The 25,453-nt window shown below is 65.2% G+C and carries 20 protein-coding genes and 4 pseudogenes; 12 read left to right on the top strand and 12 right to left on the bottom strand.

The window, feature by feature from the left end:
- Positions 1–190: 190 nt before the first annotated feature.
- Entirely contained in the window at positions 191–931 is a 741-nt protein-coding gene (locus tag Q7F20_RS01030) for a G5 domain-containing protein (protein WP_305738261.1), read from the bottom strand.
- A gap of 205 nt (positions 932–1,136) precedes the next feature.
- On the opposite strand from Q7F20_RS01030, the pseudogene Q7F20_RS18635 reads away from it, so the two are divergent.
- The 3 genes and pseudogenes from Q7F20_RS18635 to Q7F20_RS01040 all read left to right on the top strand — a co-directional run.
- Positions 1,137–1,289 (top strand): annotated as a pseudogene (locus Q7F20_RS18635) (DUF4236 domain-containing protein); the annotation flags it as partial.
- 72 nt (positions 1,290–1,361) lie between these two features.
- Positions 1,362–2,204: a hypothetical protein gene (locus tag Q7F20_RS01035; protein ID WP_305738262.1), complete on the top strand. Its 843-nt coding sequence runs from the start codon at positions 1,362–1,364 to the stop codon at positions 2,202–2,204.
- A 277-nt stretch (positions 2,205–2,481) separates the two neighbouring features.
- A complete protein-coding gene (locus Q7F20_RS01040; protein WP_305738263.1) occupies positions 2,482–5,514 on the top strand; it encodes a TrlF family AAA-like ATPase in 3,033 nt (1,010 codons plus the stop codon).
- A gap of 179 nt (positions 5,515–5,693) precedes the next feature.
- On the opposite strand, the gene Q7F20_RS01045 is transcribed toward Q7F20_RS01040, so the two are convergent.
- On the bottom strand, positions 5,694–6,041 hold the full coding sequence (locus Q7F20_RS01045; protein WP_305738264.1) for an Lsr2 family protein: 348 nt from the start codon (positions 6,039–6,041) through the stop codon (positions 5,694–5,696).
- A 120-nt stretch (positions 6,042–6,161) separates the two neighbouring features.
- Here Q7F20_RS01045 and Q7F20_RS01050 point away from each other — a divergent pair, with 120 nt between their 5' ends.
- A complete protein-coding gene (locus Q7F20_RS01050) occupies positions 6,162–7,196 on the top strand; it encodes a YhcG family protein (RefSeq protein ID WP_305738265.1) in 1,035 nt (344 codons plus the stop codon).
- Between the two features lie 215 nt (positions 7,197–7,411).
- Here Q7F20_RS01050 and Q7F20_RS01055 read toward each other — a convergent pair whose 3' ends face one another.
- On the bottom strand, positions 7,412–7,747 hold the full coding sequence (locus Q7F20_RS01055) for a hypothetical protein (protein WP_305738266.1): 336 nt from the start codon (positions 7,745–7,747) through the stop codon (positions 7,412–7,414).
- A gap of 71 nt (positions 7,748–7,818) precedes the next feature.
- Here Q7F20_RS01055 and Q7F20_RS01060 point away from each other — a divergent pair, with 71 nt between their 5' ends.
- Together Q7F20_RS01060 and Q7F20_RS18640 are read left to right on the top strand one after the other, a co-directional pair.
- Positions 7,819–8,061, top strand: coding sequence for a hypothetical protein (locus Q7F20_RS01060; protein WP_305738267.1), 243 nt, complete (start codon positions 7,819–7,821; stop codon positions 8,059–8,061).
- A gap of 27 nt (positions 8,062–8,088) precedes the next feature.
- Positions 8,089–8,517, top strand: a pseudogene (locus Q7F20_RS18640) (GNAT family N-acetyltransferase); the annotation flags it as partial.
- A gap of 160 nt (positions 8,518–8,677) precedes the next feature.
- Here Q7F20_RS18640 and Q7F20_RS01065 read toward each other — a convergent pair.
- The 8 genes from Q7F20_RS01065 to Q7F20_RS01100 form a co-directional block, all read right to left on the bottom strand.
- Positions 8,678–9,841, bottom strand: coding sequence for a mandelate racemase/muconate lactonizing enzyme family protein (locus Q7F20_RS01065; protein WP_370871597.1), 1,164 nt, complete (start codon positions 9,839–9,841; stop codon positions 8,678–8,680).
- A gap of 59 nt (positions 9,842–9,900) precedes the next feature.
- Positions 9,901–10,899 (bottom strand): carbohydrate ABC transporter permease, encoded by a 999-nt coding sequence (locus Q7F20_RS01070; RefSeq protein ID WP_305738268.1) that lies wholly within the window; start codon positions 10,897–10,899, stop codon positions 9,901–9,903.
- Positions 10,899–12,251 (bottom strand): ABC transporter substrate-binding protein, encoded by a 1,353-nt coding sequence (locus Q7F20_RS01075; protein ID WP_305738269.1) that lies wholly within the window; start codon positions 12,249–12,251, stop codon positions 10,899–10,901. Before Q7F20_RS01075 ends, Q7F20_RS01070 begins: the two co-directional genes overlap by 1 nt.
- A gap of 26 nt (positions 12,252–12,277) precedes the next feature.
- Positions 12,278–13,144: a carbohydrate ABC transporter permease gene (locus tag Q7F20_RS01080; RefSeq protein WP_305738270.1), complete on the bottom strand. Its 867-nt coding sequence runs from the start codon at positions 13,142–13,144 to the stop codon at positions 12,278–12,280.
- A gap of 92 nt (positions 13,145–13,236) precedes the next feature.
- Positions 13,237–14,016 carry a serine hydrolase gene (locus tag Q7F20_RS01085; protein ID WP_305738271.1) on the bottom strand — a complete coding sequence of 260 codons (780 nt, stop codon included), beginning with the start codon at positions 14,014–14,016 and terminating at the stop codon, positions 13,237–13,239.
- Positions 14,007–15,152 carry a serine hydrolase domain-containing protein gene (locus tag Q7F20_RS01090; RefSeq protein ID WP_370871593.1) on the bottom strand — a complete coding sequence of 382 codons (1,146 nt, stop codon included), beginning with the start codon at positions 15,150–15,152 and terminating at the stop codon, positions 14,007–14,009. The genes Q7F20_RS01085 and Q7F20_RS01090 overlap by 10 nt, the downstream gene beginning before the upstream one ends.
- Positions 15,149–16,333 (bottom strand): DUF1343 domain-containing protein, encoded by a 1,185-nt coding sequence (locus Q7F20_RS01095; RefSeq protein ID WP_305738272.1) that lies wholly within the window; start codon positions 16,331–16,333, stop codon positions 15,149–15,151. The genes Q7F20_RS01090 and Q7F20_RS01095 overlap by 4 nt, the downstream gene beginning before the upstream one ends.
- 23 nt (positions 16,334–16,356) lie before the next feature.
- Positions 16,357–17,253 (bottom strand): MurR/RpiR family transcriptional regulator, encoded by an 897-nt coding sequence (locus tag Q7F20_RS01100; RefSeq protein ID WP_370871594.1) that lies wholly within the window; start codon positions 17,251–17,253, stop codon positions 16,357–16,359.
- A 279-nt stretch (positions 17,254–17,532) separates the two neighbouring features.
- Between Q7F20_RS01100 and Q7F20_RS01105 the strand changes: the two genes are divergently transcribed.
- The 3 genes from Q7F20_RS01105 to Q7F20_RS01115 are packed head-to-tail and all read left to right on the top strand — an operon-like array spanning position 17,533 to position 20,118.
- On the top strand, positions 17,533–18,297 hold the full coding sequence (locus Q7F20_RS01105; RefSeq protein ID WP_305738274.1) for an N-acetylglucosamine kinase: 765 nt from the start codon (positions 17,533–17,535) through the stop codon (positions 18,295–18,297).
- Positions 18,281–19,225 carry an N-acetylmuramic acid 6-phosphate etherase gene (gene murQ / locus Q7F20_RS01110; RefSeq protein WP_305738332.1) on the top strand — a complete coding sequence of 315 codons (945 nt, stop codon included), beginning with the start codon at positions 18,281–18,283 and terminating at the stop codon, positions 19,223–19,225. The genes Q7F20_RS01105 and murQ overlap by 17 nt, the downstream gene beginning before the upstream one ends.
- A complete protein-coding gene (locus Q7F20_RS01115; RefSeq protein ID WP_305738275.1) occupies positions 19,222–20,118 on the top strand; it encodes an NlpC/P60 family protein in 897 nt (298 codons plus the stop codon). Before murQ ends, Q7F20_RS01115 begins: the two co-directional genes overlap by 4 nt.
- Before the next feature lie 125 nt (positions 20,119–20,243).
- Here the strand turns inward: Q7F20_RS01115 and Q7F20_RS01120 are convergent.
- Positions 20,244–20,441 (bottom strand): annotated as a pseudogene (locus tag Q7F20_RS01120) (IS3 family transposase); the annotation flags it as partial.
- A 30-nt stretch (positions 20,442–20,471) separates the two neighbouring features.
- Between Q7F20_RS01120 and Q7F20_RS01125 the strand changes: the two are divergent.
- From Q7F20_RS01125 to Q7F20_RS01135, 3 genes and pseudogenes are all read left to right on the top strand, one after another.
- Positions 20,472–20,607, top strand: a pseudogene (locus Q7F20_RS01125) (IS481 family transposase); the annotation flags it as partial.
- Between the two features lie 621 nt (positions 20,608–21,228).
- Positions 21,229–22,512, top strand: a complete 1,284-nt coding sequence (locus Q7F20_RS01130; protein WP_305738276.1) for an SGNH/GDSL hydrolase family protein — start codon at positions 21,229–21,231, stop codon at positions 22,510–22,512.
- A 222-nt stretch (positions 22,513–22,734) separates the two neighbouring features.
- A complete protein-coding gene (locus tag Q7F20_RS01135) occupies positions 22,735–25,170 on the top strand; it encodes a hypothetical protein (protein WP_305738277.1) in 2,436 nt (811 codons plus the stop codon).
- The last annotated feature ends 283 nt before the right edge of the window (positions 25,171–25,453 follow it).

Here is a 25,453-nt window from a genome sequence, read left to right on the forward strand (position 1 = left end):
CGTCGTGGTGAACGTCGGGGTCTGACTGATTCGTCGAGTGATACGGGGCGACTCGCATGATCGGCTCCTTTGCCATCAGCGCTCACGGACGTGAGCATTACCCACACCGTAGGAGCGAGCGCCGACACTCTGGGCCCGTTGGTGCGACAACGCGACGGGACGGACGCTGCCGTTGGAGAGCGGGACAACGTCACCTGTAGAACTTGGCGACGCCTCCGTGATGAGAGCAAGCCCCTTGGTGGTGAGCTGCGTAGGAGAGCGTCCCGTCATTGCAGAGTGCGGTCGCGCCGCCGCCGCCGCCGTCCGGTGCCGGTGCCGGTGCCGGTGGGGCTGGGGCTGGGGCGACGTACGTTCCGATCGTGGTCACCTGGGCGACGGGTTGGGTTGTGACCGTCTCGCTGACCTGCTGACGGCTGGTCTCAACGCCGTCCGTAAAGGTGACGCGGGACGTCGTCGTCCGCACACCGTTCACGCCGGTGGTGGTGACGGTGGAGGTGCCCTGCGCGAGTGTGGCGCTTTCAACCGTGGTCGACTCGAACGGGATCGGCGTCGTCTCGGTGACATCCTTCGTCGTGACGATCGGTGTCGGTGTCGGTGTCGGTGTCGGTGTCGGTGTCTTGCGTGGAGCTGTGCTCGCTGCGGGAGAAGCCGAAACGGTAGGTGCAGGGTCGACCGCGGAAGCCGGCGCTGGTGGGTGTGCGGCGCCCAAAGCCGATCCGGATCCGAGGAGCACCACCAGGGCGAGTCCTGCCCCGAGGGCTGAAGCGGAGCGCTTCCGCGGCAGGCGGAGCCAGGTGGTGCGACGGAACAGCAGCCCGTAAAGCGCTGTGAGGAGGACTACGAGGGCGGCCATCACCAGCATCGACCAGACACCGCCCGACGCCAGTCCGAGCAGCGCAGCCAGCAGCGTGGCGACCAATCCGACCCACATTGACGGGGCGATCTTCTTCCGAGGGGCGCCTTGTGAAGGTCCGTTGACATGGAAGAGGAATGCGATGATGCTCCTAATTGCTGAGGACTGCCCAAGTCTGCGTGAGCTCTCACCGCATCGCCTTATCCCAATTCGAGGGGCGGCGGGTACACCGCTCCGAGGCTGCGGGCGCCGCGGACGAGCCCGCTGGCTGGACGAGATACCGATGAGACGGGATGAGAGCGTGGGGATTACGATCAGGCGAAGCGTGAAGGCGGGGCCGCTTCGGTTCAATCTGTCGAAGTCGGGACTCGGAGTCAGTGCGGGGATCCCGGGACTTCGGGTCGGTACGGGGCCGCGGGGGAATTACGTACGTGTCGGCTCCGGTGGCGCCACGTACCTGTCCTCGTCAGGATCTCGAGCGCCTCGCATCGCTCCGCCGAGCCCGCCGGTGCTGCAGAACTTCGCTGCGGTGGACATGGACGACGTCAGTGGCCTGACAGCACTCGATCTGCGCCCGACCGGCGGGGACGGCATCGTCCAGCAGCTCAACGCAGCAGCACGGCGTCCCCGATGGGGATGGATTGCTGCGGTCACAGCCTTCATCCTCGGAGCAGCGCTGCTGCCGTGGGGCGTCATCATCTGGGCGGTCGCCGTGCCGGGATGCTGGTGGCTCTTCCTGCGCGACGCGCTGCAGAAGAATGTGGTCCTGCTCTACGACCTCGAGGACGCGCCTGCCGTCTGGTTCGACCGGTTCGCTACAGCGTGGGGTGCCGCTGTTGCAAGTGACCGGCTGTGGCGCACCGTGGAGTCGGGCCGTGTTCAAACCACCTACCAGCACAAGGCAAACGCTGGTGTCGGCGCGATCGTGCGTCGAGTGCCGGCCACGGCACGGATCCAGCAACCTAAGGGTCTCGCAACCAACGTCGACATCCCGACTCTGCGTGCTGGGAAGGACGCCCTGTACTTCCTGCCTGATCGCCTACTGGTTTGCTCCGGCAAGCACTACTCCGACGTTGCGTACCGGCACCTCTCCGTGCGCCGATCCGTCACACGGTTCGTCGAACAGCCGGGTCAGGTCCCGAAGGACACCCAGCTCATCGACCAGACCTGGCAGTACGTCAACGTCAAGGGCGGACCGGATCGTCGCTTCAAGAACAACCCGGTGCTCCCCGTCGTCCAGTACGGACAGCTCGAACTCACCACAGCGCAGGGCCTTGCCTGGAGCGTGCAGTCGTCGCGATCCACAGCGCTCGATGAAGCCGGCGCCCTGCTGCTGAACGTGCCAGCGTGACGTCGATGCGAGCGTTGCATCATCTCTAGCCCCGTGCACGCATTCGTCGCAGTAAAACGCCTTGACACCCCAGAACTACGGGATACGGCCGTCCAGAAGGCGTGCCGCTAGGGCATACTCCAACGCTGCATGCGAAGCCTCCTTTCGAGAGCAGCGCCTGTGCTGCCGGCTCGTCCCTGCGACCGCGACGCCAACGCTCGCCTCATCTTCACCGCCGGTCATCGCCGGAACACCTTCCATCCCGAGGCGATGAGCAATTGTCGTTATGATCATCCCCATGACAGAGCGCAACCGTGGGGCCGACTGGAGTATCTGGGACCTGCATGTTCACAGTCCCAGTTCGATTGTTCAAAACTACGGACCCGACGACGAGGAAACTTGGGCGCGCTATATTGACGCGCTGGAGGCGCTCCCCAAAGATGTTCGCGTCATTGGCCTGAACGACTACTGGTTTCTTGATGGCTACAACCGCGTTCGCAACGCAAAGCTGTCTGGTCGACTTCAAAATCTCGACGCGATATTCCCCGTCTTGGAGATGCGCATCGATCAGTTTGGCGGTACCGAAAGCAAGCTTGCCCGAGCAAACCTGCACGTCATTTTTGACCCTGAGCTAGAGCCACGGGTGATTCAGCAGCAGTTCCTCGACAGGCTTCACGGGCAATTCTCTCTGACGGATGCGACGGAGGGAGCGGACTGGAAGGGGGCGGTGACGCGAGAATCTTTGATGGACCTTGGCCGCCAGATGAAGGAAACGGTTCCTGCTGACGAACTGCACAACTTCGATAGCGATCTCGAGGAAGGCTTCAATCAACTAAACTTACCCCTCGATTCCGTTCTAGACGTTCTCGAGTCGTCGTTCTTGAAGGGGAAGGCGCTTGTGGGTCTGGGAAAAACCGAGTGGAATGCAATTAAGTGGAAGCAAGCCGTTGCATCCAAACGCAACATCATCTCAAATGCGAAGTTTCTATTCACCGCATTCGAGGACCCCAGTGACTGGGCGATGCAAGTTGAAAAGCTTAAAGCTCAAAGCGTCAATCATCGACTGTTGGACTGCAGCGACGCACACACCTGGGCTGATTCGACCGAGAAAGACCGCCTTGGAGCGTGCTCGACTTGGATGAACACCACTCCCACGTTCGCCGGCCTTATTCATGCTATCGACGAGTTCGAAAACCGCGTCTTCGTGGGACTGCAGCCACCAGCATTGGATCGTGGGCGAAAGGCGCCAGATGAATACGTCGATTCAATTGCAATTCGCCCGAGTGATCCCACAAAATTCCGATCGTTCAATTATGAATTGCCGTTGCATAGTGGCTTCGTCGCCATTGTGGGCAACAAGGGCCAAGGTAAGTCAGCACTCCTCGACTGTATTGCGCTAGCTGGCAATTCATCGCGTAACGCTGAGTTCGCCTTCCTAACTCCAAATTGCTTCCTAACTGCCAGCAACAAAGCGGCAAAGGAGTATGCGTCCACCATCACGTGGCGGACCGCCAAAGAACGCACGGTCAGTCTCACTGCAAAACACGACCCGGCAGCTCCAGTGCTCGTCGAATACTTGCCGCGGCGATACGTGGAGAAGGTGTGTACGACTGACCCGCTATCGTTGGAGAGTCACATCTTCGAGAATGAGTTGCGAGATGTGCTGTTCACCCACATTCCCGAGCAGGAGAAAACGGGGGAGACTTCGTTCGAGGGGTTGATAGCCAGAAAGACTACCGCCGCTCGTGAACAAGTCGCCAGGCTTCGCGCAGAGCTTCGCCGCGAGGCCGATGCGTTCTCCGACTGGTCAGACTTCATTGCTGCGAACGTCCCCAGCGAGATCGAAGGGCGTATCGGGCTGAAACGCCTGGACCTGGAGACCGCTGAGGAGGCTCTCGCTGCTGATCGTCAGGTTCTCGCGGAGTTCGATGCAGCGAGTGGCAACGACCAGACCGTTGGAGCACTTCGCCGGGAATCTGAGGAACTTGCGGCTGCGCGCCAAGGGCTACTCAACGACATCGCGCAGAACCAATTGACTATTGGCTCAATTTCGCGGCAACTTGATGATGCCGATAGGCTAGTGCGTCAAGCGACCGATTTGGGAATAGCCGCGGCAATTCTGAATCGAGAGGCGCGCTCGCTGCTTTCATCCGACGAGCAGGCGCAGAATGAAGACTTGGTCACGGTTCGAATCAACCAAGACTGGGTTGAGCGCTGGCGGGCCTTGCAGCAGGCGCGCAGTGCGTCCGCGAGCTTCACCAATGCAAGTCTGCAGCAGCAGCGTGATGCCGCCGAATCGAGGCTGAACGAACTGGCCAATGCGTTAGCCGCGGTCGACAGCACGCGAGAATTGGCTCGTCAGCGCGTACTGCAGGGAGAAGAGCGCATTCAAGTAATCAGTGGGAGCATCGATCAACACGGGTCCCTCGTGTTTCTCCAAGCTCTCCTAGATAGAGCAAGGTCGGCGCCTGTGAAGTTGCAGGAATGCCAAAGTCGCCTCATCTCGGTAAGCGAGGAGATTCATAAAGCTCTACTTTCCGAGCTCGAAGCAGTGCTTGACTTATACGCGCCTGCCTCCAGGTTCATCGCAGACTCTCAGGTTGTGCAAAAGGCCGGCCTAGAATTCCGGGCGGCACTGGAATTCACGTCCGCAATCCAGCGGCTGAGTGCTTCTCTCGACGGGCGACGTAACACCGACCTGGGCTCGTGGATCGGAGAGTTGCCGCAGCGAGTCTCTGCGATGAGCTGGGATGACATCTCCGGCGAACTTGCGCTCATAGTGCGACGCCTGGGTACTGATCGTGGGGCCGAGGATGGCGCAGCCCGGCATGCAGGAGCGGGGCTTCGAGCCGGGACTTCGTTACCCGACTTCCTAGTCGCACTCCTTGACTTGTCTTGGCTTGAAGTGCGTTTCGGTTTGATTGGCGATGGACTCCCGTTGGCGCAGCTATCCCCGGGGCAGCGGGGGCTTGTGCTGGCTCTGTTCTACCTAATCGTGGACCGTCGCACGACGCCTCTTTTACTTGATCAGCCCGAGGAAAATCTCGACAATGCGACTATAGCCTCGGTTCTTGTTCCCGCGATACGTGAGGCATCCGCGCGTAGGCAGACCATCATCGTGACGCATAATGCAAACTTGGCGGTCGTGGGCGATGCGGATCAGATCGTGCATGCCTCGGTTGCAGATGGTGTGTTTAATGTGAGTAGTGGAAGTATTTCCGAGTTGGGTGTCGCTAAGTCGGTAGTCGACATCCTGGAGGGCACAAAGCCAGCGTTCGATAACCGGCGCCATAAGTATGAAGCGTTCCCGCTTCTGAACAAAGCAAAGTAGTTTGCCGGTGCTGTCCGTATCAATTGGCGGAATCGGTCAGGCGGGCAGTCGACTGACATAAGAGCCTGCTATCGGCTCCGAAATGAGAACGGCCGGACCGTCAGTGTCGTGACGGTCCGGCCGGAGCTCCGGGCGAGCGGTGCTCGAATCGAGCGTAGCCCGGGAGAGTGTGCTTTGGGTTAGTGAGCGGCGTTGTAGGCGTCGCGAACGGCCTGGCTGATGCGCCCTCGGGTAGAGACCTCGTGCCCGTTGGCGTTGGCCCACTCCCGGATCTTCGCGAGCTCGTCGGAGTTGCTGCGCTTAGTGGTGTTGCCACCGCTCGTGCGGCCCTGCCGGCTACCGCTGACCTTGCGGGCGGCGGCTACGTAGTCGGAGAACGCTTCTCGGAACGCGTCGGCGTTGTCGTCGGTGAGGTCAATCTCGTAGTGGTTGCCGTCGAACGAGAAGGACACGGTGCGGCCCTCACCGTCGTGGATGGTGTCGCCGGTGAGATCGTCGATGAGGTGCGTGGTGACCTTTTGCGCCATGGGAGCGTCGCCTTTCCATGTGAGACTGGGAGTACGTCAACTGTGGCAGAAGAGCGCGTGCGGAGTTGGGATTGTCTCCGGGCGCACGCGGATTCGGGTGCGCAGGGCAGGATGGTGTTGATGTCTTCGAGCACGCCCATTCCATCCGAGTACGGTGCCGTGTTGGCGGATCTGAAGCGTCAGGTTCGCGACGCTCGCTTCACCGCCCAGCGGCGGGTCAACACTGAGTTGGTGCGCCTGTACTGGGGAATCGGTCGAACGATTCTGCAACGGCAGGACGCGGAAGGGTGGGGCAGCAACGTCATCGGCCGACTCGCGACCGACCTGCGGGCCGAGTTCCCCGAGATGAAGGGCTTCTCGCCGCGCAACCTTGCCTACATGCGGGCCTTCGCGGCGGCGTGGAGTGACGAACGGATTCTGCAACAGGCTGTTGCAGAACTGCCGTGGGGGCACATCACCGTCCTCCTCGACCGGCTTGACGACCATGCGCTCCGTGACTGGTATGCCGCTCAAGCTGCAGCACATGGATGGTCGCGGAACGTCCTCGAGCACCAGATTCGCACTACGGCGCACACCCGGCTGCAAGCGGCGCCGACGAACTTCCCCTCGACCTTGCCGGCAGGGGATTCGGACCTGGCGCGGCAGCTGACGAAGGATCCGTACGTATTGGACTTCCTCGCACTCGACGGCGACGCGAAGGAACGCCACCTCGAGCAGGCTTTGGTGGATCGGATCATCGACACCCTCCGCGAGCTCGGCGAGGGGTTCGCGTTCGTCGGCCGGCAGGTGCACCTCGACGTCGATGGAGACGACTTCTACGTGGACCTGCTGTTCTTCCACATTGAGCAGCTGCGCTACGTCGTCATCGAACTGAAGACCGGGAAGTTCAGACCTGAGTACCTCGGTCAGCTCGGCTTCTACGTCGCTCTCGTCGACGACCGACTCCGACGGGCCCAGCACGCTGACACTGTCGGGCTGCTCCTGGTTGCAGACAAGAACGACGCGGTCGTCCGGTACTCGCTTGCCGGACAGCACAACCCGATCGGTGTTGCCAGCTACGACCTGCTCCCGCCTGCTGTGCGGGCGGCGTTGCCATCGGAAGCGGATCTCGCCGCCGCCATCGGCACCGATGCAACTGATGCAGACCGGGATTGATGGCGCGGGCCGGTTGGCAGCGTCGCCGCCCGGTGGGCCGACTCCGAACCGGTCGCACTATGATCGTGAGATGTCGGTGCCGCCCGCCGTCGTGGAATCACGCTCTGCGTTATGTCGACGCTTGCGTGCGGAGTACCGGTCGGCCCAAGCGGGCCTGCCAGATCCCTTGGAGTGGCCGGACCTGAACTGGTCCTCCGCGCAACGCTGACCCGCCTTCACGCCCGATACCGACTGCACGATCCACAACGTGCGGACTCGTGTTGGACGCACTGCCAAGGGCGGGCAGCGTCGTGATTCGAGCCACGGGTCAGCCGCAGACGTGACATACCGATCCTGCAACGTTCCGTCCCGAGCGGCACGCCGTCGAGGTCGATCCCGGCCACCCGGTCCCGGAGGTCGGCGGCCTCGGTGCTCGTCGTCGGCGTCGTCACCCCGGCGATCCGGCCGGCGAGCCGGTCCACGGTGGACCCGACGGGGTCGCGGTACCGGGTGGCGGTCGCGTTGGTCAGCATTGCGATCACAGGTGTCACGTTAGGTAAGGCGAACTTCACTTACTCACGGTTGTCACCCGAACGGGGGCCCGGGCGTGACGTGGCGTCGCCACGCGCGGCATCATCGTCGGATGAACATCCCCGTGGTTCGTCCGGCGAGCGTCTCAGACGCCGACCGCATCGCGCGTGTGCACGTCCAGGCCTGGCGAGAGGCCTACGCGCACCTGTTGCCGGCCTCCTTCTTGGCGGGTCTCGACGTCGATGCGCAAGCCGGTCGCTGGCGGACGGTCATCGCCGATCCGCAGACCGACGTGCTCCTGGTCTCGATCGACGACGCCGTCGTGGGGCGGGCCTCAGCGGGTGCCGGACGCTAGTCCGGCGCCCCGCGCGACCGGGAGCTCGAGGGAATCTCTGCCCTGGCGTCGGCATCCGGGTCGGGTGCCGGGCAGGCACTGCTCGACGCAGCCGTCGGCGAAGCGCCCGCGTACCTGTGGATCGCGGAGGACAACCCCCGCGCCGAGGGATTCTACCGACGCAACGGGTTCCATCGAGACGGCGCGACGGTCCGCTGCCCGGGAGAGACGCCCGAGACGTGTCGTTCTGTGGTGCGTCGTCGCGCTCATCGTCATCATCGCCGCGACCGTGGCGTGGATCGTCGCCCACGGTGTCATGGCGAAGAACGACCTGCAGTTCGCCGAGGGGCTAGCCAGGACGCTGAATTCGCAGGTGACGGCCGGAGATACCGCGGGAGCGGAGCAGACCGCGTCGCATTGGACACGGGGTGTGATTACGCAGCGATTGGCAGCGTGGCGGCCCGGCGGGCCTCGTAGGTGGACAAGCGCCCCAACCAAGCCCTCATCGCATTCGCACGACGGTGCGGCGACGCCCCTTGCCGCTTGACAGGATTCATGGGGAAACCTCGACATGCTGCTGCGGTGCTCGAGCCGGAGTGGTCATAGGCGTCCCGAAGGTGGAAGCACAAGGCCGAGCTCATGCGATGGTCTTTGGCAGTTCTCCTGCGTGTGGATAGGTGGGGGACGTGATTCCCTGGATTCCTGTTCCGGGTGCGTCGTCGAGGACGACGTACTGTCCCGTGTACCGCGGTCCGCCTGTTACTGGGGAGGCGCGCAGGAAGGTTCCGGCGTCGAGGTCGTGGACGCCAGGCGTGGTCGTCGCCAGCGCAGCGGCAGCAGCAATGCCCACGTGCGTTTCGAGCATGCATCCGATGAGCACGTCGAGCCCGGCTCGCTTCGCCGTGAGCAGCGCGTCGAGCGCGCCGGAGATCCCGCCGGTCTTCGCGAGTTTGATGTTGACCGCTGCCGCCGCGCCGCGGTCCGCGATGCGTGAGACGTCCCTGTCGTCGCGGACGCTCTCGTCGGCGACGATCGGCGTGGAGGTGGCGCTCCGGACCGCGGCCATCCCGTCGATGTCCCAGGCGGCGACGGGCTGCTCGACGAACTGGATCCCAAGGTCGAGGACGTCCCACTCGTTGATCGTGCGGATCGCAGTCTGCACGTCCCACCCCTGGTTGGCATCTGCGCGCAGTGCGACGTCCGGGCCCACCGCGGTCCGGACGTCGTGAAGAAGCCGAACGTCGTCGATTCCGGTGCCGACCTTCACCTTGATCGCGCCGAATCCCTGGGACACGGCCGACTCTGCGCGGCGGAGCAGCTCGTCGATCTGATCGTCGCGGTGGACAGCGGACAGCGTGATGTCCGTCGTCACGACCCGGTCCCGTTCACCTCCGGCCGATGTCCTGGTCGCCGCCCCGATGAGGTCGGCCAGGGGAATCTCCCGACGGCGCGCGTGAAGGTCCCAGGCTGCACAGTCCGCCGCCGACCGCGCGGCATCGTTCCCGCGAACCGCCTCACGGAGCACAGTGTCGATCCGAGGCAGGTCGTCGATGTCCGCGCCGACAAGGACGTCACGCAGCGGGCCTTCGACGACCGCGCGCACGCTCTGTGGACTCTCACCGGTGACACGCCAGCTCACCGCGGCCTCGCCCCACCCCGAGCGGCCGTCCTCGTCGACGAGCTCGACGAGGACGGCCCCCCCCCCCCCCCCCCCCCCCCCCCCCCCCCCCGCGCGCCGCCCCCCCCCCCCCCCCCCCCCCCGCACGGCCCGGTAGTCGGTGGCGGACCTGACCGCCGTCACGAAGGGACGGAGCAGGGGAGCATCGACCTCGTGGACGGCGACGGACGCGATGCGTCCGGTCAATCCGCGAACCGCTTCTGCAGGCGGAGGAACACTGCCGACACTGCCACCACGATGATGAAGCCGAGCACCGCGAGTGCGGTGGCGAGGCCCATGGACTGCGCGGTGGAGCCGAACCCACCGAACCCCGTGCGGTAGAACAGCGTTCCCAACACGTCGGTGGAGTAGTCGGGACCGGCCTGCGAACCCTCCATGATGTAGATCAGGTCGAAGGTCCCGAAGGCGCCGATGAAGTTCATCGTCGTCATCATGATCAGTGTCGGTCGGATCGACGGGATGAGGACGGACCACAGGATGCGGAACCGCCCGGCGCCGTCGAGTGCAGCGGCGTCCATGACGTCCTGTGGAACATCGGTCATCGACGCCAGGAAGACCAACACCGGGAACCCCATCCCGACCCACGCCGTGATCACCGCGATGGTGGGGAGCGCGAGGACGGTGGACCCGAGGAACGGGAGCGCGAGCGCATCGAGGTGCAGGTTGTTGAGCAGCGTCTGGAGCACACCGGTGTTGGGTTCGAGGTAGACGGTCCAGATGTACGCGATGGCCACCGGCGGCAGCGTGAACGGCAGCATCATGATGATGGAGTACCGCTGCGACGCTCGCTCGTTCACGAGCAGCAGGCAGTACGCGAGCCCGAGTCCGAACACGAGCGTGAGCGCCATCGACATCGCGAAGAAGTACAGGTTGTGGCCGATCGCACGCCAGAACTGCGGTGCGAAGGACGGGTCGAACAGCGCGAATGCGTAGTTCTTCAGTCCGATGAAGTTGACGAGCGGCCCGGTGCCGTCCCAGTTGTAGAAGCTGTATCGAACCCCCGCGACGAGCGGGTAGATCACGAACAGACCGAACAGGATGAAGGCGGGCACCACGAACGCCGCGAGCGTGAACGCCTGTCGCCGCGGAACCGGTCTGCGCGTTCTGAGCCGTTGGCGATCCGTCGGCGCGACGACCGGCACGCTGTCGCTCTGGTCGGTGACCTCCGTGGAGAAGGTCATCAGTTCCCCCCGAAGTACCAGGACAGTTGGTCGTCGATCTTCTCGGCGGCTTGCTCGGGCGTGAGCTGACCCTTCAGCAGGGGGACCGCCACGTTCTGCTCAGCCGTGAAGATACCGGTGTCGCTCGACGGCGAGGACTTCTTCTTCAGCGACGTCGGGTCCGGCGAGGGGGTGTCCATCGCGGATCGGATGCCGATGGTGGGCGTGATCGCGTCGTTCTGGTACCAGTGCGCTGCCTGGACGCTCAGGGGGTACTTCTTCGGGATGGTGACGCCGCCGATCGGGGAGATCTCTCCGGCCACGCTCGAGAAGGCGTTCCCGAAGGCCTTGGTGCCGCTGAACGCGATGACCTTCTCGGCAGCCTTCTTGGTCGCGTTGTCTGAGATCTTCGCATTCATCGAGATGTTGCCGTCGACGTAGGAGGCGATCTTCGACTTCGCTCCCGTCGGCGAGGGGACGAGCATCTGACCGTAGTTGAGCTTCGGGTTTACCTGGTCGATGGTGGCGGTGTCGAAGATCCCGTCGATGATGAAGGCGGTCTTGCCCAGGGCGAACGCGGTCTGCTGTTCGTTGCCTGCGGACCCGGTGGCCTGCCAGTTGTCTTCGAGGTACGGTTCGAGCTGCTTGAACGCCTTCAGCGACTTGACGTACTGACTGGTGGTGTAGCTCTGCGTCTTCGCGGTGATCGCCTTGGCAGTCGAGTCATCGACGGTCGACGCACCGATCGCTTCGAGCTGCAGCGCGAGGAGCCACTGCTGGACACCCATCATGTACATGGGCGTCGTGCCCTGCGCCTTGAGCTTCTTCATTGCGGCGATGAGCCCGTTCCAGGTGGTCGGCTTCTTGATGCCGGCCTTGGACAGCAGATCCTTGTTGTAGAACATCGACATGGTCTGAACGGCGAAGGGCACGCCGTACGTCTTGCCCTTGTACTGCGCGGCCGCGAGTGATGCCGACTGGAAGTTCTTGGTGTCGATGAAGGAATCGACGGGGGCGACGAGACCAGCCGATGCGTAGGTTTGGGTGCCGTTTCCGGCGCGGTCGTAGAAGATGTCCGGGCCGTTCCCGCCGTTCATCGCGGTCTTGAGCACCGCGTCGTAGGACGTCGCGCTGATTGAACGGAACTTGATCGTCAGGTCGGTGCCCTGGGCACGAAGGTCCTTCTGCACCGTGTTCCACAGCGGCTTGTCCTGGGACCTCCACGACCAGACGCTGACAGTCGGCCCGGATCCGCCGGACGAGGCGTTGGTGGCGGAGCCGCTGCCGGAGCAGCCTGCGAGACCGAGGGCGGCGACGATCGCGACGCCACCGACAACGGCGAGACGTCGGCTGCGAGCAAGTGATCGGAACATGGGTGTGCGGTCCTTTCGGGGGAGGTTCATGCCTTGACGCCGCCGCTGACGAGGTTCCGTCGGAACTGTCGCGCGACGAGGAGGAAACCGATGATCGTCGGGAGGCTCACGATCACCAGGCCGGCGAGCAGCAGCTGCCACTCGGTGGAGTGCTCGCCGACGAAGGACAGGATGCCGACCGGCACGGTCATGCTCGAGGTGTCCTGGACGAGTAGCAGCGGGAGGAAGAACTCCTTCCAGGCGGAGAGGAACTGGAAGATCGCGACGATCCCGAGTGCTGGCCTGATGAGCGGCAGGACGACGTGCCAGTAGATGCGCCACGGGCCGGCCCCGTCCATCGTCGCCGCTTCCTGCAGCTCGAACGGAATGCTCCGCATGAAGTTGACGAGGATGAACACACTGTAGGAGATCCCCCCGGAGGCGAACACGAGGATCAGGCCGGTGAGCGTGTTGAGCAGATGGAGGTGCTTGATGAGGATGAAGATCGGGAGCGCGACGATCTGGATCGGCAGCGCCAGGCCAGAGACGAAGAACAGGTAGAGCAACTGGTTCCCACGGAAGCGGTAACGCGCGATCACGAACGCAGCCAGGGATGAGAACGCGAGGATCGCGGCGACGGTGATGCAGGCGACGACGACGGTGTTGACCAGGAACGTACCGAGGTTCCCTTCGGTCCACGCCTGTGCGTAGTTCTCGAAGTGGAACGTGTCCGGCCACGACAGTGGCGTGCCCAGGATGCCCGGGATGTCCTTCAGCGAGAGGAACACGACGAAGAGCAGTGGGAGCAGCACCACCAGGGTGGTGACGACCAGGATCGCGTGACTCGCGATCGGTGCGACTCCTTCACGTCTCCGCGCGCGGCGGCGCGCTCCTGCTGTGTTCTGAAGCGTCATGGCCTCTCCTCGCTCGACACGGGGAAGACTCCTGGCGTCATTGCCCGGAATCTCTACGATGTTGGAAGATTACCGATATCCAGATTAAGAGGTCAATCATTTACGTGATTGGAAACATGACTGCAACAGACGAGCGACGCGGCGGACGACGAGGTTCCCTTGGGGCTCGTCGAAGCCGTCGTGCACACCGCCAGGACGACCGTGCCTGTGCCGCGCACTCCGGCTGCCGCGACATCGTGCAGGACGCCCGGGATCCATCCGCTCTTAGACCCGTGCCACGCGACGCTGTTCGGTAGCTCGCAGACGATGTGCGGGAACTGCTGTTGCGCCAGCATCTGCCGCGCCGTCGCAGACCCGGTGAGAGCGCGCATGGTGTTGGTGAGGTCTCTCGGTGTCACGATGTTCTCCAGACCCGCGGCTGCGGCCACGACATCGCCGAGTTTGCGGGCGAAGACCGTCCCACTGCAGTCGAGTTCGCGGATCTCGTCGTGCACGGTCGTGACACCGATTCGGTCGACGATGCAGTTCGTGGCCTCGTTCGACGATCGCGCGATCATCCACGTCGCGAGCTCGTGGAGCGACACCAGCGTGCCGTCCGGCGGGAAGTCCGCATCGGCATCGGCCGGTTGCGGCGCGAAGCGGCGTCCGTCGCCCGGCGCGGTGCTGTCCGACCACCGCGTGACCGCAACGGTGTCGGTCAGGGCGACACGTCCGGTGCGGACGCTGCGGAGCAGGGCCGACAGCACGAGCAGCTTGATCATCGACGCGGCCGGCACCGGAACGTCTGCCGCCTGCTCAGCGAGCGTCGTTCCGTCCTCGGCGGTGCAACACCAACTGATCGACGGTCCGAGGTCACCTCGGTTCAGAGACACGACGCGGCGATCTCGGCGACGGCGAGCCGCAGCTGCGTCACGGGCGGGCCCGAACGGCTCGGGTGGACCCGGTTCGTCAGCAGGACCACGGACATCGCACGCTCGCGATCGACGAGGAACGACGTACCGGTGAAACCCGTGTGTCCCCGGCCCGTGGGGAAGTACGGGCCCATCCACGACCGTTCGCCGATTCGCAGCCCCAGTGACGCACCGAACGACGGGCCCGCCGTGCCGCGACGGAGGATTCCGGGGAGCTGGTCGTCCCACATCGAGTGCGCGGTCGCCGCGTCGGCGCCGCGCCGGATGGTCTCCGCCCACCGCAGGACGTCGTCGGTCGTCGCAAACAGTCCTGCGTTCGCGGCTCTGCCACCGAGCGCCCACGCTGATTCGTCATGGACGTCGCCTGCGATCACTCCTCGGTGGAGCCGCGGCTGGTGCTCGGTCCGTGCCACGTCGACAATTCCGGCCTCGCGAGGGGCGAAGTCCGTGTCCCGCAGCCCCGCGGGCTCGAGGACGACGTGGCGGACCAGGTCTTCCCACCGTGTGCCCGTCGCTTGTTCGGCGACGAGCATCGCGGTGTTGTACCCGGTGCACGCGTACTCCCACCGTTGTGCCGGAGGCGCGGTCAGCGCGGTGCGAGCGAGGGTGCGTCGGAGTGCGTCCTGGTCCTGCAGAGGGCTTCCGAGGAAGACCGGGGCGTCCGTCGGCGTCGATTCGAGCACGGCCGCCATCGGGGCGTGCCACCCGCCCCAAGTCGCGGGCAGGCCGGAGGTGTGCGTCAGCAGATGTCGGAGCGTGACGGTTCGCCGAAGTGGGTCCGCGGCGTACTCGGGGAGGTGCGCGGCGATCGGCCGGTCCAGGTCGAGTGTCCTGTCGTCGACCAGACCGAGCAGGACGCGTGCGGAGTAGGTCTTGGTCAAGGACGCCAGATCGAACCTGGTCGCCCGGGTCACCGGTGCGTGGCAAGCGCTGTCGGCGCACGCACCATTCGCGGCTTGACTGGCGAGCGTCCCGGCGTCGGCATGGACGACCAGCTCGCCTCCGACCGCAATGGCGGCACTCGCAGCCGAGCACACCCCGGATGCGATAGCGAGGGCGAGTGCCTGCCGCAGCCGCTCGCCGGGATCCCGGGTCACGACGGGCCCAGGGGCGGAGCCGGGGTCGGAGCGGAAGCGTCGTCGACGAGTTCGACGACCTGCTCGCCGTGCTCCAGTCCGGTGCGGAGGGTGTCCGATCCCCAGAGCAGATCGATCGGGTGCGAGGGCTGTGGCGTTCCGGCCTCGGTGCTCGGAGCGCGGAACCCGAACCGCTCCGGGTAGAGATCCCTTGCGACCTCGAGGACGGTCACAGCGGTGAGCACCGGACGCACGGCGACCCGGTCCACGATGTGGACGAAGGCCGCGTGCACGGTCTCTCCCGCGTACTTGTGGAAGGTGGGACGGTGGTGTGTCTCACGGAAGCGCACTCCCGGCAGTCCGCGGTCCGCCAGTGCGGGGACGAACCGGTCGTCGACCCACGGCGCACCGATGACCTCGAAGGGACGGGTGGTGCCGCGTCCCTCGCTGAGCGCGCTGCCCTCGACGAGGCACATCCCCGGGTAGAGCAGCGCCGTGTCGAGCGTCGGAAGGTTGGGTGACGGCGCCACCCATGGTGATCCCGGCAGATGGCGCACTCCGCGGTCCTCCGGGTCGGGGATGGTGACGACCTCGAGCATGGTGTGGTCGTCCAGTCCCGCGTGCCCCAGCTGCACCGCGGTCGTCGCGATCTCGCCCATGGTGAGACCGTGTCGGAGGGGGATCGGCAGGCGGCCGACGAAACTCTCGTACGCCGTGTCCAGTGCCGGCCCTTCGGCGACCCGACCTCCGAGCGGGTTCGGTCGGTCGAGCACTACGACGGGCACACCGGCACGGGACGACGCCACGAGCACGTCGACCGTCGTCCACGGGTACGTCCAGAGTCGGGCACCGACGTCGACCAGGTCGATTGCCACGAGCTCCGCACCGGTGTCGCGGATCGTCTCGGTGAGACGGTCGGCCGACATGGAGTACGTGTCAAGCACGGGCAGACCGGTGCGCTCGTCGCACACCGTCGCCTCGGACTCGCCCGCCTGCCCGGTCCCGTGCAGCCCGTGCTCGGGCCCCAGTACGTGCGTGACACGGACACCGACCGCGACGAGTGCATCGAGACTGCGTTCCAGGCTGGCGGTCGTCGCGACGTCGTTCGTGACCAGCGCGACCGTCCGGTCACCGAACACCGTCTCTCTGAGCGGTCGATCCCGCACGATGCGATCGATCCCGCCCAGCGGGACGCGAGTCACCGGGTCGACCGTGTCCGACGGTGTCATCGGGGGTCTCGCAGCGCCTGAACGGCCGCACGCGTGTCAGAGATCGCGTTGATGCTGCGCTCGTGGTGCACGCGTGCCACGCCGACGAAGAGGTAGTCGACGATCGTCAGCTGCGCGATCCGGCTCGCCATCGCCCCCGAACGGAAGGTTGTCTCGCGGACCGCGGTCCGCAAGGCGGCGTCGCTCGCTTGAGCGAGTGGGGAGTCGAGCGTGCTCGTGATCGCGACAGCGAAGGCACCGGACCTGCGCGCAGCGTTGAGGAACTCGACCGCTTCGCGCGTCCGGCCGCTGTGCGAGAACGCGATCGCCACGCCGCCGGCTCCGAGCAACGTAGCCGGAACGAGTGCGTCGTGGGCATCGACGAAGGACATCGCCGTGATCCGCACACGCCTGAGTTTCTGTGCGAGGTCGGTGGCCGCGGCGTTGCTGGCGGCGACGCCGAAGAGCGCCACCTGGGATGCGGCGGCGACCCGGTCGATGACGGTGCGGAGAACGTCGAGATCCAGCGCCGCTGCGGTCTCCTGGATGCCGACGATCTCGGCATGGCTGATCGCTTGGACGATGCCGGCGATGCTGTCCTCGGACGCCGCGTCATCGCCGTACAACGGGTCGTCGCCGAACTGAGCGGACTCGCTCGCCAGCTCGGCCGCCATCTGCAGCCGGAACGGCGCGTACCCCGTGAAGCCCAGGGTGCGACAGAAACGGACCACGCTGGTCTCGCTGGTCTCGCACGTTCGAGCGAGCTCGGTGATCGTCTGCTCCAGGACTACCCGTGGGTCACGCAGGATCGCTTCTGCGACCCGGCGCATCGAGGGTGGATACCCGTCCAGCCCGGACTGGATCGAGGTCCTGATACTCACCCCGACGCTGCGCGGTTGTTCGCCTACGGTCACGGCGTGGTCCCTCCGATGTCTTCTGAAGTCCATCGTAGGGAGCGCCACACAAGTAGGTCAATGCTTTTCAAAATCAACACGAATCGTGTAAATTGCCCACATACTCGGATCGGAGCAGCGATGAACCCCCTTTCGCCCCGTGTCGCAGCCGTCGACCTCGGGAAGACCGCGTGCCGCCTGCGTCTCGGGTCGGCGACCGTGGCGAGCACGGGGGCCGGCGGCCTCGCAGAGCGGAACGGGCCGGAACGTGCTCGAGCGAGCATCAGGAGCGCGTTCGACATGTTGCCACCCGGATGCTCCGACGGCGTCACGACGATCGCTGTGGGCGCGGCCGGAGCGCTGACGGCTCCACAGGCGGGAGCCGCGCTGGCCGAGCTGCTCGTGGCGGAGCGCCACGTCGATGTTCTGGTGTCCAGCGACGTGGTCACCGCACACGTCGGCGCACTCGCCGGCCGACCGGGCACCGTGCTCGTCGCCGGCACCGGAGCTGTCGCCGTCGGAATCGGATCGGACGGCGATCTCCGTCGCGTGGACGGTGCGGGCAGGTGGCTGGGCGACACCGGGTCTGGACGCTGGATCGGGCAGCACGGTCTTGCCGCGGCGATCCGCGCGGCCGACGGACGAGGACCGTCGACGTCCTTGCTCGAGCAGGCACTCCTTCTCGAAGGCTCAATCGACCGGCTCCCCGCGGTGATCGGCGGAGCCGACGCACCCGAGCGGGCGATGGCTGCGTTCGCGCCCGCGGTGCTCGATGCCGCCGCTTCGGGGGACGCGGTGTCGACGACGATCCGTGACCGTGCCGTCATCGAACTCGTGACGACCTGCCGCGCAGCGGTCGCCGAAGACAACGCCGAGATCGCCGTCATCGGCGGGCTGACCAAGCACGACGACTTCGCGCAAGTGCTCGCCGCTGCGCTCGGGGCCGCTGGACTCACGGTGCTGGCCCCCGCCGGGGACGCGCTCGACGGCGCCGCCCGACTCGCAATCGAAACCTCGCTCCCACACGAAAGGCAGGTCACCCGTGTCCGTGCGCCCCACCCCTGAGGAGAATCTCGGTGACGAGCTCGACGGTCTGACGACGGAACACGTCGACGAGGCGATGCGCGATCTCGACCTGCTCTCAACCGAGGAGCTCGTCCGGGCGATGCATCAACGCGATCGGAGCGCCGTCGACGCCGTGGACCGGGTTTTGCCCGCAATCGTGCGAGCCGTGGACAGCATTGCGGAGCGGATGGAGCGCGGCGGTCGGCTCGTGTACGTCGGTGCCGGCACATCCGGCCGGTTGGGTGTGCTCGACGCCAGCGAATGCCCGCCGACGTTCGGTACGGACCCCGCGACGGTCGTCGGCGTGATCGCTGGCGGCGACACAGCGCTCCGTTGCGCGGCGGAGCGAGCAGAGGACGAGCCCGATCAGGGCGGCGCAGACGTCGCTGCGCTCTCGATCGGTCCGGATGACTCCGTCGTCGGGATCTCCGCGTCCGGCCGAACGCCGTACGTGCTCGGCGCGCTCCACGAAGCCCGTCAACGGTCGGCCCTGACGATCGCGGTCGCATGCAACAGCCCGTCACGCTCCGCAGCGGCCGCCGACATCGCCATCGAGCCGGTCGTCGGGTCGGAGATCATCGCCGGATCGACCCGACTCGGGGCAGCCACGGCGCAGAAGCTCGTGCTCAACATGCTGTCAACGCTCACCATGATCCGACTCGGCAAGACCTTCGGGAACGTCATGATCGACCTCCGCGCCACGAACGAGAAACTCGTGGCGCGCTCGCTGCGAACCATCTCCGCGGTGACGGGGGCCGATGCGATGACCGCGAACGCGGCACTCGATGCTGCCGAAGGATCCGTCAAGGTGGCTGTGTTCGCGCTCCTCAGCGGAAGTGAGGCCGCGCAGGCACGCCGTGCGCTCAAGGCCAACGGTGGCCGGCTCCGTGCAGCGCTCGCAAGTGCCGGGATCACGGTGCACCCGTGACTGCCTTCACCGTCCGTCCGCTGCCGGAGGCGCTCCGCGCCGCGAGCTCGGCGGAGCACGTCGTCGCCGTCACAGCGACGGCAGTGTGGGTCTCGCCTGACAGCCCCACCGGGGCTGACGCAGTCGCCACAGCAGCCCGACCGGACCTCGCCGCCTGGGCATCTAACCTCGACCTGGGGGCGCGGCACGGTCTGCACGGGCGCGTGGACACCCATGCACTGCTCGGCGAGCCGGTCGAGGTCCTGGAGATGCGAGGCAGCTGGAGCCGGATCGTTCTCCCGCTACAGCAGTCGCACAAGTCGCCTGCCGGGTACCCGGGGTGGGTGCCGACCGCGCACCTCGCAGAACGAGTACCGGTGGCGCACCCCGTCGTCGTGCGGACGGCGCCGGCAGCATCCGGACTGTCCGTCGGCTCGGTCCTGGACCTGCTCGACGATGATGGCAGCACTGTCGTCGTCCGCACGCCGAACCGCACAGCTTCGCTGCCACGCGCGGCGATCACCGACCCATCCGTCGAGCAGCACGACGCAGGCGAGGTGCTCGCAGTCGCCCGCGGGTTCACCGGTTCGGTCTACCTCTGGTCCGGCGCATCGGCTGCCGGCGTGGACTGCTCAGGGCTCGTGCACATCGCGCACCGTGCCGTCGGGCTGATCGTGCCCCGTGATGCGGACGATCAAGCGCAGGTAGTGGAGCGGATGCCTGTCGGTGACGCGAGCGACGGTGATCTGGTCTTCTACGACGGTCCGTCCGGTGTCCACCACGTGGCGTTCGTCGATGGTGCCTTCACGACGTTCCACGCCCCACGCACCGGGAAGCTGGTCGGTCCGGGACGATCCGACGGGACCGGCTACCCGGGGGACGAGATCTTCGCTGGGCGCGTGCTTCCTTCGTAAACTGACGCGCACACAGGTCAACCGATCCCACGGATGATGTAATGGTACTGCTGCAGGTTGAGTTGACTGGGTCGGTTCAACCGCGAGTACGACCTGTGAGTTGATGATCGTCGTGTACTCGATCGGGTCAGCTTCCCCAGACCACGTTGACGACGTCGTCGGTGGTACGTGCTCTCGATCCAGGTGCTGATCGCCAGCCGGGACTCCTCGCGCGTCGCCCAACGTCGCCGATTGAGGACGTTCTTCTGCAGCGGAGCGAAGAAGAACTCCATCGCTGCGTTGTCCGCGCACGCATCGACTCGGTCCATCGAGCCGAGCGACCCGGCACCATCGAGCGGAACTGGTGAGGCTGCGGGATTGGCTTCGATTACGTGCATGCGGCAGTCGACGACCACTCCCGGCTTGCCTATGCCGAGGCCCACCCAGACGAGAAGGGCGCGATCGCGGCGGCGTTCCTCACCCTCCGCCGCCTATTTCGCCGTCCACGGCCGTTATATCCGAATCCACCGGAAGACCAGCCCCTCGGCGTCGACTCGCCGGCGTCGTCGACGCCGCTGTGAACAGGCCGACGCAGCCGGCGAGCAGTGTGGAACGCTGCATCCATAAAGACGTATGTCCGCGGTGTACCGGATCGATGAGAGTGAGCACGACGTACAGGACAGTTGCTGCTCCGACAACGGTGGCAGCGGCCGACAAGTCGGCGAGGAAGAACACAGATGCAGATGAAGCGACGCCAAGTGCTGCTGCTGCCAACATCAGCAGCCGAGCTGGTCGGTGATCTTCGTTCCTACCGTTCGCGTGCCTGATGACATGAACGACGGTGAAGAGCGCGAGAAAGACACCTGCGCAGGCGATGAGTACAGCGAAAGCGGTGAAGACGATCAGAAGCATCGCCTGTATAACACTCGCTCCGACACCTACCGTGCGCACCTGATTTCCGTCTCATCCGACGGATCCTCGTACTCTACGGCTCGCCTTTGCCCTGCCCGCCGCAGTGCCCCGCAAACGGGGCACTGCGGCGGAGCGGGCTCCTGATCTAGTTTCGGATGGGGTGCTACTGCTGCGCCCGGATCGATCACGGCGCAATCGGCGTCCGGAGGAGGATGACGAATGCGCATGACCCTGGCCCGCCGCTCTGCCCTGACCACCGCGGCGGCCGTCGTTCTCGCAGCCGTCGCAGCGCTCATGCCGGGTGTCGCGCACGCGGTCCCGGTCACGTCCGACTCGCTGCGCGGCGTGCGGTACGTCGCGTACGGTCACTCGTTCGGCCAGGTGCAGCCCGGCACCGGCTCGGTCCCGGGCACGCTTTACCCGTCCCTGGTCCGTGACAGCCTCGGAACGGATCCGGCGGCATGGTCCAACCAGACCATCAGCGGTGCTTCCACTGCGCAGATTCTCTCGCGCGCCCGCAATACGTGGAAGCGTGGCGATTACGGCCTCGTCACGTACCTCGGGAACCAGAACGATGTCGGCCGGCACGTGCCCGCGGCGACGTTCCAGGCGAACGTTCGCGGATTCATCGACTGGGTGCGTGGGACTAGCCCGTTCCCGCCCACGATCGTGATCGTGCTCGACACGACGTCGACGCCTGCCGGGTACGCGCGCTACCCCGTGCCGCCGACCGACGCAGACGTGGTGCGCTACAACAACGCCCTGCGCAAGATCGTCGCGTCGTACCCGCAGGACGGAACCGTCGTCCTCGCTGATGCCTTCACCGGGTGGGACAAGGCGACCATGATCAGCCCCGACGGGCAACACCCCAACGACGCCGGTCAAGCGCACATCGCCGCGGCGATCACCACGGCCTTGGCCAGCACGCCGTTCCGTGAGGGGCAGAACGTCCTGACGCCCGCGCCGTCGGTCAGCTACGACTCGTTCAACCGCCCCAACCAGACCACCGGACTCGGCAAGGACCTGCACGGCCGGTCCTACTCCACGGTCGGCGGCGTCAAGTACGGCATCTCGAACGGCACCGCATACCGCGCCAGCGGCGGTGCGGCGCGTGAGTCCGCAGCAACCGTCGAGACGAGGAAGGCCGACGTCGACGTCAGCCTCACCATGACCGCGCTCTCGTCAAAGGGCGCAGGCCCGGTGTGGCGCCTGAGCAACTCGAAGAACTACTACGCCCTCGACGTCCACGGGTCGGGCAAGGGCAACGCGAAGGTCTACAAGCGCGTCAACGGCCGATTCACCCAAATCGGCAAGGCACTCAGCAGCGAGGTCAAGCCCGGCTCGACGGTCCGCGTCCGGGCCGATAGCACGAAGATCAAGATCTACGTCAACGGCTCAATCGCCTACTCTGGCCAGGACGCTTTCAACACGTCGGCCACGCGTGACGGCATCCGCATCGTCGACGCGGGCCGCGCACGAATCGACGACCTCATCATCCGATAGCCCAGGGACCGTCGCAGTCAACGGATCGTCGGCGGACGACGCTGAGCTCTCATCCGGTCGGGCTGTGATGCTGAGAGTCCATTAAGCCCACGGTGGAACTAAGCCTGTGAACTGGGGTTTTCCTTCGCTCCCCGAACGGGGGCCACCGAGCCGATCTCAGGCTCCTCTTATGCTGCGGGAACTGGACAGCGGCTCGTGCTGTCCACTGACATTGGGGGTCTCGTGCGCACGTTGCTGCACGCTCCGCGCTCGAGGAGGCGCAGCATCGCTGCCGTCACACTCGGTGCGCTCGCACTGATCGGTTCTCTGCTGGTGGCGACGCCAGCGTCTGCGTTGAACGACACCGGTACCGGTGGTGTGTTCGTCCCGACCACGGGTCGGATCCTGGACACGAAGAACAACATCGGCGGCTACTCGACGCCGATGCCCGCGAAGACGTGGCGCACCGTCCAGGTCGCCGGCCTCGCAGGGCTGCCGGATGACGGTTCGGTCGGTGCCGTGTCGGTCGTTGCGATGGTGGCTGACATCACCACTGCTGGGCAGTTGTTCGGACGTCCGGATGCGGACACGAAGTACACGCTGATGGGGATCTACGGCGGGGAGCAGCAGCAGAACACGTCGTTCTCGTCCGTCCTCGCCGTCGGCGCCGACGGCACCATCCAGGTCTACGCCGAAACCAGCGCGCGGCTGATCCTGGACGTGCAGGGCTACTACACCGCGAACACGGACGGCACCGCCCCGGGCGGGTTCGTGCCGTTGAACGGTAAGCGCGTCGCTGACACCCGCTCCGGGACGGGCCTGCCGCAGCAGCAGCTCACCACCGGCAAGAGCGCCGTGCTGCAGGTCACCGGCACCGCCGGTGTCCCGGCAGATGCGTCCGCGGTGATCGTGAACCTGGTTGCGATCAACAGCACGTCGAACGTGGGGTTCCTGACGCCGTACCCGACGGGTGCGGCGCGGCCGGCGAACTCGTTCAACTATGCCGGCGGCACCACCACGACCATGCAGGCGCAGGTGCAGCTGTCCGCTGACGGCAAGATCACGGTCTACAACGCCAACAGCACCACGGACCTCGCCATCGACGTGCAGGGGTACTTCACCGCCACCGGGGGCTCCGGTGCGGTGTTCACGCCGGGCTCGGGCCGCATCTTCGACACCCGCGCGACCGGAAACACGATCCTCGCCGGCAACGAGACCCGCGCGATCGACGTCGCCGGCCAGGCCGGTGTCCCCGTCATGGGATCCGGCATCAACTCCGTCGTCCTCACCCTGACCGCCAACGCCGCGAACGGCTCCGGGTGGGGCCGCGTCTGGGCCAACGGCACCAGCGAGCCCGACACCGCATCCCTCCGCTACGACAACGGCACAGTCCGCTCCAACACCATCACCGTCCCCGTCGGCGCGAACGGGAAGATCAACCTTCACAACATCGGCAACGGCGCAACCAACTTCATCATCGACGTCCAGGGGTGGTACGCGAACCCTTCCGCGCCGAGCGTAGTCTGCCCCCAGCCTTACTCGTCCGACGCGGTCATTATTACGCCGGACTCGACCGCCGTCGAGTGCACAATTTCTGCGAGCCCAGCCACTACCAGCGGAGAACGCCTCGTTTACGCTGTCGACAGCGAGGATGTGACGCAAGTCGACCTTTCCCAGTCCGCGTCCATAACGACAACCGTTGCAGTGGAGCTGTCCCGTGGCACTCACTCGATCACGGCTTATCGCGCATACGCAAACGGCGACGGCGCCGACGAAACGGACTACACTTTCACCGTTGGCGACTGGAGCGCAAGCGCTCTTCAAGGCACTCCCTCTGCTGACGAGGTTACTGACGAGTTGCCTTACCTCGGTGTTTCATTGTCCGAAGAGTACAACTTCCCAACCGACGCCACCTTCGCGTTCACGGTCTCGACGGATAGCGCTGGAGCAGCGGTTGTATGGGAAAGCGGTGAGCAGGCGGATCAGATCGCACAGACTCCCGGCCTGCCAGAGGGTGCGTACTTCTGGCATGCGGTAGTTCGAGGCTCCAATGCTCAGGGGGCGACGACGACGCTCACTACCCCAACATTTAGTTTCTCCACATCGGCTCAGGCTGCGGGAGAAGATGCTAGCGGCACAGCAGCCGCGGACGCGGGCACGTACACCGCCGACTCACCCGTTGAGTCCGACCCGGAGGACACTGCTGCTCCTCAGCCCGCGATGAGCACGATGCGCACGACCAGGTACGATCCGGTGCCTGCGTGCAGCGCTACCGCCGATCCGAACCACAAGGTTGATGACTCCTTCCCCCGCAGGCACTGGTCGGGAGTCGTTTCGGGTGGGCATGCTGACCTTGTTTGTGGGACGCCGGGAACCCGAGGGATGCGTCACATTTGGCGGCCGTACCCGGGCCACATGGACGACTGGATCAGAATTGCGAACAAGTACCCTATGGGCCTTAAGCCTGAAGAACTCATGGTAGGCGCACTCACCACCACTTACGCTAGCCCTACCAATGTGTCGTACCGGTCCGAAAACGACTCGTACACATACTTGGGCATACTAGAAATTAAAGACCGTAAGGGTCATGTGGTTCGGATCTACACGGTGAATACTGCGGTAGGAAACGGGAATTGGAAGGTGATTACAGCATTCCCGTCAAACGGCCGGAAGCCCTAACTTGCAATCGTCTCTATTGTGAAGCAATCATGCAGATTCATATTGGGAGCACGTTTGAAAAGGTGCGAATGTGACTCACTATATATTGGGTAACGATTACGCCATCGATTGGCCACTGGGGACTGACGAGGAAGGTAGTTGCCCGCCAGGTCAGCCCCCTCTAAGCGAGGGCTTACAGCGGGAGATCTATAAATGGGCAGCCACATTTAATAGTGGCTACATGCCCGATTCCGGCTGGCAAAATGAAGAAGCAGCGCTTGCCCATAAGCGTCAAGCAGATCAC

The organism is Curtobacterium sp. A7_M15 (assembly GCF_030705415.1).
In the GTDB taxonomy this organism is placed as follows: domain Bacteria; phylum Actinomycetota; class Actinomycetes; order Actinomycetales; family Microbacteriaceae; genus Curtobacterium.